Here is a 13,470-nt window from a genome sequence, read left to right as displayed (position 1 = left end):
GGAGTGAACGTATGGAGGTTACACTATCACGAAGGCGAAAAGGTGTTTGGATTGGACTCGTCTTTTTAATTATGCTACCAAACTATTTATTGTATGCCCTTCCAATTGTACCAGTTGCGCCGAAAGAAGTTGTGCTTGGGTCATTATTAGATTGCATGTTTGTCATTCCAATCATCACGTATTTCTTCATTATTCGAAAAAGATACTCGTTAACGTATATAGTTCCTGTTGTAATAGCTGGTTATATTTTTGCGAGATTTATTATTCCAAGTGACTATTTACAAGCTTTTTCATTCATCTCTTATATTATTGTTGCGGCTGAAATTGCATTTGTAGGTCTAGAATTATTCCTTCTCTATAAAATTGTTAGAGTGCTTCCTAAAATAATAAAAAAATATAAAGAATATAGAAGAGAAAATTATTCCTTTTCTTATGCGATTGATGCAGCGTTTGACGCTACTATGAAAAGAAGTAAGTTAGTAGATGTCATTCTAACAGAGTGTAAGTTAATCTATTATGCGTTTTTATCGTGGCGTGAAAAAGTACCAACAGGTAAATCTGTATACTCATATCATAAAAAGACTGGTGCTATAGGTGTGTATATCATGATTATTCATGCAACAATAATTGAAAGCATTGGTTTTCATTATTTACTACATCAGTGGAATCCAGTAATAGCATGGATTTTACTTATTTTAAATGTATACGCGATGATTTATTTTATAGCTGAAATACAAGCGATGCGCAAAAATCCCCTTGTCGTAACAGAAGAACAAGTAGTCATTCAAATCGGATTAGGAAAGAAAATTGTTATGCCATTTACACAAATTGATAATATTGCGTTCTACAAGGGTGAATTGCTAACGGCAAAAGAAAGGAAACAGGTATTGGATGCAACTGTTATGGAGTTCATAAAAGAACCTGCTACTTTTGAAATAACATTAAAAGAGCCAGTGAAAGCGCAGTTGTTATACGGCTTTTCTAAAACAGTAAGTCGTGTTTACTTAAATGTTGATGAAGAACGAAAATTTTATGATGCGGTTAAGGAAAAGTTAAAACATGAGTAATAGTGCTGTTAGTTACATAAAAACAAATGAGCTTCCGTTAGAAGTGAAAAAATATGAAACATGGATAGTGAAAAACTCTTTCTAAATAAGAAGGAGTTTTTACTATATACTTTTATAAATCATTATATAAAAAACTATACACTTCTTTATCACTACATAAATGGATATAATTGAGGATAGAACTAGCATAAGGGGAAACAAAATAATGAATAAGTTACTTACATCGAAAATTGAAATTATAGAAAGAAAAATCCGGTATAACTCAACAATAGTAGATCACAATTGCTTATTACTTGAAAAGCAATCACAAAGTATCGTTTTATTTCACGAGGTGCAGTATTCATTTACAATGACTGCAAATGATACTAAGTTAACAATCCCAAAAGGAAGTTATACAATCGCATATTACTGGAAAGATCGTCCGTACAATTTATACGTATGGAGAGATATAAAAGGAAAGTATTTAGGTTCCTATTTTAATATTGTAAAAAACACACAAATAAAAGATGAAGTGGTTTCCTTTGAAGATTTAATCATCGATATTATGGTACTTCCAAATGGAGAATACTTCATATTGGATGAAGATGAATTACCAGAACCATTAGGGAATTTCGAAGGTGGTTATGTGAGGAAAGCTCTTTATCGATTAAAAGAAATCATTCAAAAAGAGCTGCCACCAATAGTTTTGGAGACAGCCAGGGTGCAGAGGAAATAAAATTTAATTACATAAATATTTTGAATGGGAATGAGTAGTCTCAAGTTATATGATCTAACTTTTTTAATAAATCTAAGGTTAGTAGCATATTTCTTGAAATTACTCTTTTTTTTGTAGAAATTTCGTCGCTTAGTTATTAAATCCCATCAAATGCATTTAGCGTGTGAGTTTTCTTATTGGTTACAGTGGATTAAAAATCAGAAAAAATAGTAAGTAAATGATATCGTTCAAATAAACAACAGTAAAAATATTCAAACGAATCATATGTATGTTTTGATAAAACCTAGTTGACTTATCGGAAATATTTTTATAATATGTACTTAATTCCATAACGTATTGCTGATTGGAGAAACCAAAGGCATTTTATCTGTTGATAAAATGCCTTTGGTTTTTTTATTGCACAAATACTGAATCTGTTCATTTATATGAATCATTTTAAGGAGGAGAAGAAATGACTGTTTCAATTGATGGGGTATCAAAATATTTTTTGAAACAAACTGGTACTGTTCAAGTATTAGAGAATATTAATTTTCAATTAGAGAAAGGGGATTTTGTTACAGTAATTGGTCCGAGTGGGTGCGGAAAAAGTACATTACTAAAAATTGTTGCCGGTCTAGATAATGATTTTGAAGGGGAAGTTGTTATTGACGGGGATCCTATCTTAAAACCGAGTAAGAAACAAGGTTTTATTTTTCAAGAACATAGGCTTTTTCCATGGTTAACAGTTGAAGAAAATATAGCGGCAGATTTGTCGTTAAAAGATAAGTATGTGAAAGATAAGGTGAGAGAATGGGTTGAAATCGTTCGGTTAGATAGCTTTGAAAAATCGTATCCGAAAGAAATTTCAGGCGGGATGTCACAACGTGTTGCGATAGCGAGAGCGTTATTAAGAGATCCGAATGTATTATTACTTGATGAACCTTTTGGAGCGCTGGATGCTTTTACTCGAAGTCATTTACAAGAAGTATTGCTAAATATTTGGGAGCAGAAGAAAACAACAATGATATTCGTTACACATGATATAGACGAAGCGATATATCTTTCAAACCGAATCATCATTATGAGTGCAAAACCAGGGAAAATACATAAAGTGATTGAAAATAATTTGCCTTATCCGCGAAATAAAACTTCTCAATCGTTCCAACAACTTCGAACGAAAGTATTACAGCAGTTTGAATATGGAGGGTTGATTCAAACAAGTATATAGGAAAAGGGTGATTTTATATGTATAAAAAATTAAAAATTCTTTCTTTTGCTTTAGCTATATCAGTATGTTTGTTAGGATGTGAAAAAAGTACAGCAAGTAGTAAGAAAGAAGATGTAACAATACAAATTGGTATACAACAAGGATTAAGCCCGCTATTACTAGCAAAGAAAAAGGGATGGTTTGAAGAGGAGTTTAAAAAAGAAGGAGTTAAAGTGAAATGGACAGAGTTCCAAAGTGGACCTCCTTATTTTGAAGCAATCGCATCAAACCGGTTAGACTTTGGTGAAGTAGGGAATTCTCCAGTCATTTCAGCGCAAGCAGCAGGTATTGGATTTACCGAAATCGCCAATACAAGTTATGCGAGAAAAGGAACTGGAATTCTCGTTCAAAAAGATAGTAAGATTGCGAGTGTAAAAGATTTAAAAGGTAAAAAAATTGCAGTAGCAAAAGGAAGTAGTGCCTTTAATTTATTATATCGAGCACTTGATAAAGAAGGTATTGATGCAAAAGATGTAAATGTCATTCAATTACAACCAGATGAAGCGCAGCCTGCATTCGAATCAGGATCAGTAGATGCATGGGCGATTTGGGACCCTTTCATATCATTACATACGTTAAATAAAGGTGCGAAGGTGATTGCAGACGGTGAAACATTAAATGTCTCTTCACCAGAATTTTTAATTACGAGGACAAAATTTGCGAAAGAACATCCAGAATTAGTTGAGAAATTCCTCAAAGTTTATGAGAAAGCACGTGTATGGCAAGATGCTAACTTAGATGAAGCAATAAAAGTATACACTTCTGTAAAAAAGATAGATGCAGAGATTGTAAAAGAAGTGTTTAATCACGACAAACCAATTTTAGTTCCGGTAACTAAGGAAATAATAGCAGAACAACAAAAGACTGCGGATTTTCAATATAAGCTCGGTTCTATAAAGAAAGAAATTAAGACGGAAAAAGTTGTAGATAATTCTTTCGTAGAAAAAGCATTGAAAGCGAAGTGAAAAGAGGTTTTGTAAAGTGGAAAATACGAAAGCTGTTATGAAACCAGCGAGTATAACGATTAAGAAAAATGGCATAAAGAAGGTACGAAAGTTAAATGTAAAAGTTTTAGTAAGGGCGATTACTATACCGGTTATTATATTAATAATTTGGCAGTTGGCTGGCGTATTCGGTCTTGTTTCTAAAACAGTTTTACCAACACCATTAGATATTTTTCTAGCTTTCCAAGAGCTTATTAAAACAGGAGAGTTATTCGGCCATTTAAGTATTAGTGTATTCAGGGCTGCGGGTGGTTTCTTTATTGGTGGGGGCTTAGGAATCATTTTAGGAACGATTGTTGGATTTTCAACGAGAAGTGAGCAATATTTAGACCCATCTGTGCAAATGTTAAGAACTGTACCTCATTTAGCTGTTGCGCCGCTTTTCGTATTATGGTTCGGTTTTGGTGAAACATCAAAAGTGTTATTAATTGCAGATGGTGCATTTTTTCCTTTATACGTAAACGCATTTTTAGGTATTAGAGGTGTGGATTCAAAGTTATTTGATGTTGCGAGAGTGTTAGAGTTTAGTAAAAGAAAATTAATCACGAAACTAATTTTACCAGCTGCATTGCCTAACCTTTTACTAGGAGCAAGGTTATCGTTAGGTGTTGCGTGGGTGAGTTTAGTAGTAGCAGAACTTATGGGGTCTACAGAAGGTATTGGCTATATGATTATGGATGCAAGGCAATTTTCAAATACAGATATCGTATTTGTCGGCATAATTATATTTGCATTTGTTGGGAAGTTTTCTGACTCTCTAGTACGTTTACTAGAAGTGAAGTTTTTAAGATGGCGAGATAACTTTAAAGGTGAGACAGGGAATTAACATATAAATTATTAGGGGTAATTTATATAGAATGTGTTAGTATACGATTCAAAATAAATAAGGGGTGTGTAAAGGTATGGAATTATTATGGTTTATTCCGGCTTATGGAGATGGTCGATATTTAGGAACGACAAAACGAGGAAGAGCAGCTGAATATGGTTATTATAAGCAAGTTGCTGCGGCAGCTGATTATTTAGGATATACGGGTGTTTTACTTCCAACTGGTCAAGGATGTGAAGACCCTTGGGTGTTAGCTTCAGCTCTTGCTGCTGAAACAGAAAAACTAAAATTTTTAGTAGCAGTGAGACCAGGACTAATGTCCCCTACAGTTGCAGCGAGGATGGCATCTACATTTGATAGAATTTCACATGGGAGGCTGCTTATTAATGTAGTAGCTGGAGGAGATCCAGTTGAACTACAAGGAGATGGATTATATCTTGATCATGATGAAAGATATGAAGCAGCGGATGAATTTTTAAAAGTTTGGAAATCGACATTGCAAGGTGAAACGATCTCTTTAGAAGGAAAACATATTAAAGTTACAGATAGTAAAGTTGTATTCCCACCAGTTCAAATACCATATCCTCCTATATATTTCGGAGGATCGTCAGCTGCTGGAAAAGAAGTAGCAGCTGAACATAGTGATGTATATTTAACGTGGGGAGAGCCGCCAGAGCAAGTGAAAGAGAAAATAGAAGAAGTAAGAAAACTTGCAGAAGAGAAGGGGCGTACAGTGCGATTTGGCATTAGATTACACGTAATTGTAAGAGAAACAGAAGAAGAAGCATGGGAAGAGGCAGAACGTTTAATTCAATATGTGGATAATGAAACAATTGAGCTTGCTCAAAAGACATTTGCAAGATATGATTCGGTTGGTCAAAAACGGATGACCCATTTAAATAAAGGTACGAGAGAGTCGTTAGAGATAAGCCCTAATTTATGGGCTGGAATCGGACTTGTAAGAGGTGGGGCAGGTACTGCACTTGTAGGCAATCCGCATACAGTAGCAGAAAGGATAAAAGAATATGAATCGTTAGGAATTGATACGTTTGTTTTATCAGGATATCCGCATTTAGAAGAAGCGTATGAAGTGGCAGAATTGTTATTCCCATTATTGAAAGACGAGAAGAAAGAAGAAAATAAAATTGTTGGTGAAATGATTGCTGATGCATATGCATTAAAAAAATAGTGAGAAATAAAGTTTCACTTATTTATTGCTCCATTTTGTTTACTGCCTGTTAACACGGGATAAAAAACCCGCAAGTTATTCGCTTGCGGGTTTTCATCGTAAATTATTAGAAAATATGGTAAAATTAAAGGGTAACTTAAGGTGCGGTTGGTTGTTCAATTATCACTTCTCCGAGTAGGAGGGGGGTGATAATACGTGAGTGAAATAGCGTTGCTACTGCAGGGTGGACTGTTTCTCGTTGCATTGTTAACGTTCGTCGTCGTTTTAATAGACAAGCTCAAAAAATAACAACCCACCTATGCCTATAGAATGTGGGTTGTTTTGTTTGTAAGAAACAAATAGGATAAATGAACAATCCAATCTGCTAAGTTACGTGGACTAGTGTGTAGCCGCACACTAGTCTTTTTTATTTATATACAATTTATAATTGGTTTATGTGATTGTATTGTTCTTTTCATACTCATTATAACACAGTGTCTTTTCATCAAGAAAGGAGACCGTATGTTCTGGTCTCTGTTATATAGTAGGTGCTTTTTCTTTAAACAGCCCATCCATATACTGTTTTAAACTTTGGACATAAAATTTCTGTGTATTCACATTATTTACACCGACAATGGGTGATGGAAGGTCAAATCTTTTTTCTGATAAATGAACGACAACATCAAAAATGTCAAACAAACGAATGAAGCAAAACAGACCGTCTTTATCGCTAAGTAAAATAAAGTAATGATTTTCACTACTTGTATTTAGCGTATTCCATAAAGAACTTTTGCTTAAATCACGTACAATGCTTTTTTCTTTTAGTTCCACGAAATCTGCATTTGAGAGAATGGTAGAGATATCAATCGCATCTTGATCTTCAAAGTAGCCATCAACTGTTTGTACAGCGAATGTATAAGCCATTTTTAATATACTCATTTTATATTTACGGTTATCCAATAGCAATTCACGTTGAATAGAACTGGCTACTTTCGTTACACGTTCCTCTTTCCAAATTTCATTATGTAAGGAAATATCGTGCTTTTTACATAGTTTCATAATTAATGCATTAGAATAAAGAATTTCGTCGCTTACTTCGACAACATCAGTCTCAGCAGCCGCAAGTTCCTCACCGTGCTCATTCGTATAGAGTGGGGAATCAATTTGTCTTTTCATTTGTTCAATCTTAAATTGACTCAATTTATGCCTAATTAAAGGACGATCAATATTTGTTGTCATTTGTTCATGACAAGTATCACAAATTGAGTTTGTGAAATAATATCCACATAATATTTCTGGAATGACATATTGTTCACTAAGTTCTTTCGTATCTTTTCTGCAAATGATGCATTGTGTCATTTTTATCACCTTTACCTGCAAATTTGTATATAATCTCATTGTAGTGTATTTATTGGTATTTTGGAATATTGTAAAGGAAAATATTATGTGAAATTCATACTTATTTTGGTACAATGAAGAGAAGTGCTAGTTTAAAGGAGGCCATTTTTTTGAAATCAAAAGTGCACTTTTGGACATTAGAAGTGCTAATGGTTGTAGGAATCATATTTATTTGCACAAAAATATCATTTTTATTTCAACCGATTGGTATCTTCATATCAACATTATTTTTCCCAATCTTAATCGCGCTTTTTTTATACTTCATATTTAATCCTGTATTAATCTTTTTGGAGAATAAAAAAGTACCTAGAAATTTAGCGATATTGCTGTTATATCTTTTTATCATAACATTAACTGCGGTTGGCGTTGGAGTAGTTGTTCCTACGATTTCACAACAGCTAATGGACTTAGTAAAAAATATGCCAGGCTACATAAAAGAAGGAAAAGTATACATACAAGAATTATCACATCATAGGTTGTTTGAATGGTTATCTACACAAAACTACGTTTCCATTGAAACAATTGAAAAAAATGCGATTGAATACTTAAAAGATATACCAAATACAATTACGTCGAGTGCAACGGCTTTATTTGGTATTATCACGAACGTTGCATTAGTTGTATTTACTGTACCGTTCATTTTATTTTACATGTTTAAAGATGGACATGCCTTTCCAGGAAAAGCGGTAAGTTTATTACCAGAGTCTTACCGTGAAGAGGGGCTTCGTATCATTAAGGAAACGAACGAAACATTATCTGCATATATTCAAGGGCAAGCGCTCGTTTGTATATTTGTAGGTGCGTTTACTTTTATCGGTTATTTAATTATCGATTTACCGTACGCTTTCGTTTTAGGAATTATTGCAGCATTTACAAACATCATTCCTAACTTAGGTCCATTTATCGGAGCAGCACCAGCTGTTATTGTAGGACTGTTCGTATCTCCGATGCAAGCCTTATACGTAATTATTATCGTAACAATTGTACAACAGTTTGAAAGTAATATTATTTCACCACGTATTATGAGCTCGAAATTAAACATCCACCCATTAACAATTATTATCCTAATTTTAGGGGTAGGTAACTTTGCTGGAATCATCGGAATGATTTTAGCAGTACCAGTTTATGCAGTAACAAAAACAGTTGTTTCGAACTTAGTGAGATTGTTTAAGACGAAGAGAAGTAATCGGAAATAGTAAAACCTGAGAAAGATACACCTCTTTTTAAGTGGTGTATCTTTTGTTTATAAAAAAATAATTAAAAGCGGGTTGATTTGATTTTATTATATATTTTTTATACATCAAATTCAGCGATGAACTTGTGTGATATAAGCTCTATAAAACTATGTGGAATCCCTCTGAACTATCCAAATCATTTCCTTACAGCGTGCTATCATCATCATAATCGACTCCTTTCAATTCTATATAGTTAAACGATTAAAGGTGAGTGTAGTATTTGCTTCTACGATCTCGAATTTCATCAATAACTTGTTTATATTGTCTTTCTTGTTTTAATTCATTTTGAGATATTGTTTCTTTTTGAATCGTAATCGTTAAAAAGAATAGGTGAAACTTCATATGTGAATTCCTCCTTTCGAATTGGAATTACAGATGACTACAGTAATGACTTTGTCTTTCTTTTACAGAATCCATAGCCTGATTAATTTGTCGTTCATGAAGCATTTCAGACTCAGAAAATTTATTTTTTTGAATGGTAATGGTTAAAAAGAATACTTTAAATTTCATAAAATAATTGCCCCTTTATAAGTGATTTAGAAAAAACGAGTGTAATAAGAAATTACAGGTGACTACAGTAATGACTTTGTCTTTCTTTTACAGAATCCATAGCCTGATTAATTTGTCGCTCATGAAGCATTTCAGACTCGGAAAATTTATTTTTTTGAATGGTAATGGTTAAAAAGAATACTTTAAATTTCATAAAATAATTACCCCTTTATAAGTGATTTAGAAAAGACGAGTGTAATAAGAAGATTGAAGCTCTTTTACTTCGTCCATAATATTCTGAATGTGTTGTTCACGTAAAATCTCTTTCTGTGAGAGCTTACGTTTTTGAATAGTGATTGTTAAAAAGAATGCTTTAAATTTCATGAATATATTACCCCTTTAAAATATATTTTTAATACATTTGAGTGTAGTATGAACTTTTAATGTCAGTTATTTTATCAGTCAGTTGTTTTAACTGTTGTTTACGATTGATTTCATTTTCAGATAAATTATTTTTTTGAAGTACAGTCGTAAAAAAGAAAATATGAAAAGTCATAAATGAATTCCTCCTTTCGAAAAGGAATTACAGGTGATCACAGTAAAGTGCTTGGCGCTCCTTAACATCATTCATAGCTTTTTCAATTTGCTCATTATGAAGAATTTCATCTTTGGAAATTATATTTCTTTGAATCGTAATACTTAAAAACAATACGCTAATAGTCATTGAATGTTGCTCCTTTCTTAGAAAAATAATGTAAGAGACTAAAAAATCGCGCAAAAAAACCACAGGAAGATACAGTTCTCCTATGGCTGGGCGTGAAAAAGCCACAGGAAAGTATACGGCCTCCTGTGGCGAATTTATGAATTAAATGAAATAAAGTACGATTTTCAATTCTCCATTAGGGTGGTCGAATTCATATTTAATTGTCCAGAAAACACAGGTGCAGTTAACGCTAAAGTTAATGCATGTAATTGTAATTTCATCATTTCCTTCGACCTCCTTTTAGAATTTTTTTCTTACGTTAGTAAGTATATACAATTAATGGATAATTGTAAACATAAAAAATGAAAATTTTTAATTTTGATTAAAATGCGTATATTTAAAAGGGATTTGAAAGTAAATATTGTAATTAACGAAATATCGATAAAAATGGGGGATGCTAAATGAAATATATGCATCATAACATGATCGTTATGCTAACAATTTTTTTATTCATTGCGGCTTGTTCTAATGGAGAAAGAATAAAAGATATATATGATATTAGGTCAGATGATTTTAAGAAATATACTGGGACATACGTTGGTAATAATTCAGATGTGGTTGCAATTGTTAATCATTTACCCGGTGGTGGAACAGTTCAAAGTATAAGTTTAGAAAATGAAAATATAAAAGTGAACTATGGCGCAAAAGAAAGTGGGGCTCTTACAGAAGAAATGATTGAGACGTATTGGTTTGATGAGAAGGATACGATGAAGAAGAATTTTTTCTTTAATGCTATATATTTAGTGATTTTAGTGCCAAATGCAAAAATTTATGAGTTTCAGGTAGAGAATAAAAACTTTAAGATAACGAGGGAAGAAATGTTATCAATTTTGCATAGAATATTCGATGATTTTCCAAAAGAAAAAGATATATGGGATAAAAATAAAGTTATAAAGTTCTTTAACGGCAATGAAGAAAAAATTAAAATGCTTGTGGAAGATAAAGATTTTCGGAAATCTTTATTTGCTAAATATCCAGTGAGCCAGTTGAAATAATGGAGGGGAGAAGATGGAGTTAGTATACAAAATTTCTTATCATAGAATGCAGGATCATTATTTACCTAAGTTAGTACAGGCAATTAGGCTCGTTAGTGAAGAAGATTTGTGGAAACAAGAGACCGCTGTTAATTCAATTGGTGGAATCGTACTACATATTTGTGAACATTTACAGAGAAATACAAGGCGTTATAAGGGTCCCAATATAGTTTTTGAAAATGGAATTGAAGAATATTTTCCAATAAAACATTTAAGCTCCGAAACTTTGTTAAAAACTGTTGAAGAAATATTTGATGAGTGGGGAAAAGTATATATACAAGTATGGGAAGAAAAAAGGCATATTGATCTTCATAGTTTATTACATTTAGTGGAGCATACAAGTTATCATTTAGGGCAAATAGTAGATCGTACAAAGTCAATAAAGGGACAACAATTTAACTTTTGTCAAAATGGTATAAATGAAAAGAATTTGAGAACAAGAGTTGAAACTTCGAAATTTTAGAAAGAGAGTCATTCTTAAACGAATGATTCTCTTTTTTGTAAAAGAAATTTATGGAAAAAAACATTTTTATGTGATATGGTTAATTACATAAGTAATGAACCTATGAACCTAAGGTGGTGAAAGTGTGAAACCTACTCTGGAGCAAAATAAATTAATATACTTACAAATTGCAGAAACGATTGAATCTGATATTTTAAAAGACATATTGCTTGAAGAAGAACAAGTTCCATCGACAAATCAATTTGCGAAGATGTTACAAATAAATCCGGCTACTGCAGCTAAAGGGGTGAATGTATTAGTAGATGAGGGGATTTTATATAAAAAGAGAGGGATCGGAATGTTTGTTGCAAAGGGAGCGAAAGAAGTCGTACTAAAAAAAAGACAAAATACTTTTATGACTGAATATTTACCTAAAGTGTGGGAAGAAGCGAAAGTACTAGAAATATCAAAAAATGAATTGATGGATATGATTCAAAAGATTACGAAGGAGGGGAAAGAGGGATGATTGCACTTGAAACGAAAGATGTAACGAAAAAATATAAAAAGAAAATAGTTGTAAATGAAGTAACGATTTCATTGGAAGAGCATAAAATATATGGTTTGCTTGGAAGGAACGGAGCAGGGAAAACGACACTATTAAATTTACTTGCAGGTCAAATTACTTCAAGTAGTGGAAGCATATCAATATTTGGTGAACATGTTTTTGAGAATAGTAAAGCGATGCAAAATATTTGTTTTGTTAAAGTGAAAGAAGCTGCATATCTAAATAATAAAGTTAAAGAGATTTTTAATTTATGTAACATGTTTTATAAAAACTGGGATCAAAAGTTTGCTGAAGAACTTGCTAGGAAATTTCAACTTAATTTGAAAGAAAAATATCATAAATTATCACACGGAATGCAAACTGTTGTCGGAATCATTCAAGGATTAGCAAGTAGAGCACCTATTACTATTTTTGATGAACCAACTACAGGTTTAGACGCAGCACACCGTGAATTATTTTATAGTCTACTACTAGAAGATTACGGTGAGCATCCACGAACAATTATATTATCAACACATTTAGTAGAAGAAGTAACTCATGTTATTGAAGATGTAATCATCATAAAAGAAGGTGCACTTGTTGTTCAATCATCAGTGGAAGATTTATTACGACAAGGTCATATTATTTCAGGAAAAAAAGATAAAGTGGATGAGTTTTCAATCAATAAAAAAGTAATAAATCGAGAAGTTTATGGAAATAAGAGGATTTCTGTTATATGGGAAGAACTTTCTAATGAAGATTATTACTCTCTTGAAAAAGAAGGGTTATCAATTGATAGAATTACATTACAAAAACTATTTATTCATATAACTGGTGGTGAAATAAAATGACGATGTTAATGAAGCAGTTGAAGTTACATATAAAATATCAGTATAGAGCCATTCTTATCTTTTGGACTGTGGCATTACTTATAAAAGGGACAATGACTGCAACTGATTTAAAGGGAATAAAGGTAGCATTTTTACATGATATTTTCAATAATTCATCAATTGTAATCGTAATGTTTATTGTGATAAGCGTGTTTCTTATTCAACTTGATATTTTTCCTACAGTCGTCTCGTTTGGTGTCACTAGGTTGCAATTTTTGATTGGTTCAATATGTTTTAATTTATTGCAATCAGCATTGTTTTCATGTCTTCAAGCTTTGTTTTTACAGGATACATTTTATAAAACAGAACATGTAAATTTAGGAGCATCTGCAATTGAACAATTCTTTGTACAATTCATATTTTATAGTACATTAGCTTGTTTATTCCAATCAATAACTATTGTTCAGAAAAGATTTAATTGGTTCGGATTGGCCTTTAGTATAATAGTTTTATTCGGATTGGCGAGTACAATGTATGCAGGGATAGGTATAAAAGAGTTGGTGTTTATTAATAGTAAAATGTTACTAGAAATACCTAATTTCATATTAGTTTCGATAGTTCTTATTTGCATATATATTGTAATTAGCGCTCTATTTATTCGTAAGGTTTCGTTTGAAGATACAATTTAAATACAATTATTTTAGGGGAG

General features: G+C 32.3%; 20 protein-coding genes. 13 read left to right on the top strand and 7 right to left on the bottom strand.

Annotation, left to right across the window (positions count from 1 at the left end; translation table 11 throughout):
* Nucleotides 1-11 precede the first annotated feature (11 nt).
* From ES895_RS15235 to ES895_RS29765, 7 genes are all read left to right on the top strand, one after another.
* Nucleotides 12-1,067 carry a hypothetical protein gene (locus tag ES895_RS15235; protein ID WP_000454145.1) on the top strand — a complete coding sequence of 352 codons (1,056 nt, stop codon included), beginning with the start codon at nucleotides 12-14 and terminating at the stop codon, nucleotides 1,065-1,067.
* Between the two features lie 205 nt (nucleotides 1,068-1,272).
* Complete coding sequence (locus tag ES895_RS15230) at nucleotides 1,273-1,782, top strand: ribonuclease FAU-1 family protein (protein ID WP_001037879.1); 510 nt, start codon at nucleotides 1,273-1,275, stop codon at nucleotides 1,780-1,782.
* A gap of 451 nt (nucleotides 1,783-2,233) precedes the next feature.
* The gene (locus ES895_RS15225) at nucleotides 2,234-2,989 is read left to right on the top strand and encodes an ABC transporter ATP-binding protein (RefSeq protein ID WP_000218580.1); all 756 of its coding nucleotides are present in this window, start codon (nucleotides 2,234-2,236) and stop codon (nucleotides 2,987-2,989) included.
* Between the two features lie 17 nt (nucleotides 2,990-3,006).
* A complete protein-coding gene (locus tag ES895_RS15220; protein WP_000277087.1) occupies nucleotides 3,007-3,993 on the top strand; it encodes an aliphatic sulfonate ABC transporter substrate-binding protein in 987 nt (328 codons plus the stop codon).
* Between the two features lie 16 nt (nucleotides 3,994-4,009).
* A complete protein-coding gene (locus ES895_RS15215) occupies nucleotides 4,010-4,858 on the top strand; it encodes an ABC transporter permease (RefSeq protein WP_135238458.1) in 849 nt (282 codons plus the stop codon).
* A 76-nt stretch (nucleotides 4,859-4,934) separates the two neighbouring features.
* On the top strand, nucleotides 4,935-6,047 hold the full coding sequence (gene ssuD, locus ES895_RS15210) for an FMNH2-dependent alkanesulfonate monooxygenase (protein WP_000422258.1): 1,113 nt from the start codon (nucleotides 4,935-4,937) through the stop codon (nucleotides 6,045-6,047).
* Nucleotides 6,048-6,242: 195 nt separating this feature from the next.
* A complete protein-coding gene (locus ES895_RS29765) occupies nucleotides 6,243-6,335 on the top strand; it encodes a putative holin-like toxin (RefSeq protein ID WP_001289320.1) in 93 nt (30 codons plus the stop codon).
* Nucleotides 6,336-6,563: 228 nt separating this feature from the next.
* Here the strand turns inward: ES895_RS29765 and ES895_RS15205 are convergent, their stop codons facing one another.
* Nucleotides 6,564-7,385: an HNH endonuclease gene (locus ES895_RS15205; protein WP_000189710.1), complete on the bottom strand. Its 822-nt coding sequence runs from the start codon at nucleotides 7,383-7,385 to the stop codon at nucleotides 6,564-6,566.
* A gap of 149 nt (nucleotides 7,386-7,534) precedes the next feature.
* Between ES895_RS15205 and ES895_RS15200 the strand changes: the two genes are divergently transcribed.
* A complete protein-coding gene (locus tag ES895_RS15200; protein WP_000837892.1) occupies nucleotides 7,535-8,620 on the top strand; it encodes an AI-2E family transporter in 1,086 nt (361 codons plus the stop codon).
* A gap of 240 nt (nucleotides 8,621-8,860) precedes the next feature.
* Here the strand turns inward: ES895_RS15200 and ES895_RS15195 are convergent, their stop codons facing one another.
* From ES895_RS15195 to ES895_RS15170, 6 genes are read right to left on the bottom strand one after another with little or no spacing between them, the layout of a single operon-like run.
* The gene (locus ES895_RS15195; RefSeq protein ID WP_000668497.1) at nucleotides 8,861-9,001 is read right to left on the bottom strand and encodes a YrzI family small protein; all 141 of its coding nucleotides are present in this window, start codon (nucleotides 8,999-9,001) and stop codon (nucleotides 8,861-8,863) included.
* Between the two features lie 27 nt (nucleotides 9,002-9,028).
* The gene (locus ES895_RS15190) at nucleotides 9,029-9,169 is read right to left on the bottom strand and encodes a YrzI family small protein (protein WP_000669805.1); all 141 of its coding nucleotides are present in this window, start codon (nucleotides 9,167-9,169) and stop codon (nucleotides 9,029-9,031) included.
* Between the two features lie 52 nt (nucleotides 9,170-9,221).
* The gene (locus ES895_RS15185) at nucleotides 9,222-9,362 is read right to left on the bottom strand and encodes a YrzI family small protein (RefSeq protein WP_000669805.1); all 141 of its coding nucleotides are present in this window, start codon (nucleotides 9,360-9,362) and stop codon (nucleotides 9,222-9,224) included.
* Nucleotides 9,363-9,388: 26 nt separating this feature from the next.
* Nucleotides 9,389-9,532, bottom strand: coding sequence for a YrzI family small protein (locus tag ES895_RS15180; RefSeq protein ID WP_000668961.1), 144 nt, complete (start codon nucleotides 9,530-9,532; stop codon nucleotides 9,389-9,391).
* 28 nt (nucleotides 9,533-9,560) lie between these two features.
* Nucleotides 9,561-9,704, bottom strand: coding sequence for a YrzI family small protein (locus tag ES895_RS15175; protein ID WP_000142715.1), 144 nt, complete (start codon nucleotides 9,702-9,704; stop codon nucleotides 9,561-9,563).
* A 27-nt stretch (nucleotides 9,705-9,731) separates the two neighbouring features.
* Nucleotides 9,732-9,872 (bottom strand): YrzI family small protein, encoded by a 141-nt coding sequence (locus ES895_RS15170; protein WP_000156176.1) that lies wholly within the window; start codon nucleotides 9,870-9,872, stop codon nucleotides 9,732-9,734.
* A gap of 440 nt (nucleotides 9,873-10,312) precedes the next feature.
* Here ES895_RS15170 and ES895_RS15165 point away from each other — a divergent pair, with 440 nt between their 5' ends.
* From ES895_RS15165 to ES895_RS15145, 5 genes are all read left to right on the top strand, one after another.
* A complete protein-coding gene (locus ES895_RS15165) occupies nucleotides 10,313-10,906 on the top strand; it encodes a DUF4825 domain-containing protein (RefSeq protein ID WP_000876535.1) in 594 nt (197 codons plus the stop codon).
* 13 nt (nucleotides 10,907-10,919) lie between these two features.
* Nucleotides 10,920-11,408, top strand: a complete 489-nt coding sequence (locus ES895_RS15160; RefSeq protein ID WP_048567574.1) for a hypothetical protein — start codon at nucleotides 10,920-10,922, stop codon at nucleotides 11,406-11,408.
* 124 nt (nucleotides 11,409-11,532) lie between these two features.
* Entirely contained in the window at nucleotides 11,533-11,913 is a 381-nt protein-coding gene (locus tag ES895_RS15155; protein ID WP_000805199.1) for a GntR family transcriptional regulator, read from the top strand.
* A complete protein-coding gene (locus ES895_RS15150; RefSeq protein WP_135238457.1) occupies nucleotides 11,910-12,782 on the top strand; it encodes an ATP-binding cassette domain-containing protein in 873 nt (290 codons plus the stop codon). Before ES895_RS15155 ends, ES895_RS15150 begins: the two co-directional genes overlap by 4 nt.
* Nucleotides 12,779-13,450 carry a DUF4052 family protein gene (locus ES895_RS15145; RefSeq protein WP_000178185.1) on the top strand — a complete coding sequence of 224 codons (672 nt, stop codon included), beginning with the start codon at nucleotides 12,779-12,781 and terminating at the stop codon, nucleotides 13,448-13,450. The genes ES895_RS15150 and ES895_RS15145 overlap by 4 nt, the downstream gene beginning before the upstream one ends.
* The last annotated feature ends 20 nt before the right edge of the window (nucleotides 13,451-13,470 follow it).

The sequence above is a fragment of the Bacillus sp. 007/AIA-02/001 genome (assembly GCF_004634455.1).
Classification (GTDB): domain Bacteria; phylum Bacillota; class Bacilli; order Bacillales; family Bacillaceae_G; genus Bacillus_A; species Bacillus_A cereus.
Note: the sequence above shows the minus strand (reverse complement) of the source record. Positions and strands in the feature narration are given on the sequence as shown.

What these genes read in the sequence shown, in the direction of transcription:
- ES895_RS15150 (WP_135238457.1), top strand. Translation starts at nt 11,910, where the DNA reads ATGATTGCACTTGAAACGAAAGATGTAACGAAAAAATATAAAAAGAAA.
- ES895_RS15205 (WP_000189710.1), bottom strand. Translation starts at nt 7,385, where the DNA reads ATGACACAATGCATCATTTGCAGAAAAGATACGAAAGAACTTAGTGAA.
- ES895_RS15235 (WP_000454145.1), top strand. Translation starts at nt 12, where the DNA reads ATGGAGGTTACACTATCACGAAGGCGAAAAGGTGTTTGGATTGGACTC.
- ES895_RS15230 (WP_001037879.1), top strand. Translation starts at nt 1,273, where the DNA reads ATGAATAAGTTACTTACATCGAAAATTGAAATTATAGAAAGAAAAATC.
- ES895_RS15180 (WP_000668961.1), bottom strand. Translation starts at nt 9,532, where the DNA reads ATGAAATTTAAAGCATTCTTTTTAACAATCACTATTCAAAAACGTAAG.
- ES895_RS15190 (WP_000669805.1), bottom strand. Translation starts at nt 9,169, where the DNA reads ATGAAATTTAAAGTATTCTTTTTAACCATTACCATTCAAAAAAATAAA.
- ES895_RS15160 (WP_048567574.1), top strand. Translation starts at nt 10,920, where the DNA reads ATGGAGTTAGTATACAAAATTTCTTATCATAGAATGCAGGATCATTAT.
- ES895_RS15170 (WP_000156176.1), bottom strand. Translation starts at nt 9,872, where the DNA reads ATGACTATTAGCGTATTGTTTTTAAGTATTACGATTCAAAGAAATATA.
- ssuD (WP_000422258.1), top strand. Translation starts at nt 4,935, where the DNA reads ATGGAATTATTATGGTTTATTCCGGCTTATGGAGATGGTCGATATTTA.
- ES895_RS15185 (WP_000669805.1), bottom strand. Translation starts at nt 9,362, where the DNA reads ATGAAATTTAAAGTATTCTTTTTAACCATTACCATTCAAAAAAATAAA.
- ES895_RS15195 (WP_000668497.1), bottom strand. Translation starts at nt 9,001, where the DNA reads ATGAAGTTTCACCTATTCTTTTTAACGATTACGATTCAAAAAGAAACA.
- ES895_RS15175 (WP_000142715.1), bottom strand. Translation starts at nt 9,704, where the DNA reads ATGACTTTTCATATTTTCTTTTTTACGACTGTACTTCAAAAAAATAAT.
- ES895_RS15145 (WP_000178185.1), top strand. Translation starts at nt 12,779, where the DNA reads ATGACGATGTTAATGAAGCAGTTGAAGTTACATATAAAATATCAGTAT.
- ES895_RS15165 (WP_000876535.1), top strand. Translation starts at nt 10,313, where the DNA reads ATGAAATATATGCATCATAACATGATCGTTATGCTAACAATTTTTTTA.
- ES895_RS15220 (WP_000277087.1), top strand. Translation starts at nt 3,007, where the DNA reads ATGTATAAAAAATTAAAAATTCTTTCTTTTGCTTTAGCTATATCAGTA.
- ES895_RS15225 (WP_000218580.1), top strand. Translation starts at nt 2,234, where the DNA reads ATGACTGTTTCAATTGATGGGGTATCAAAATATTTTTTGAAACAAACT.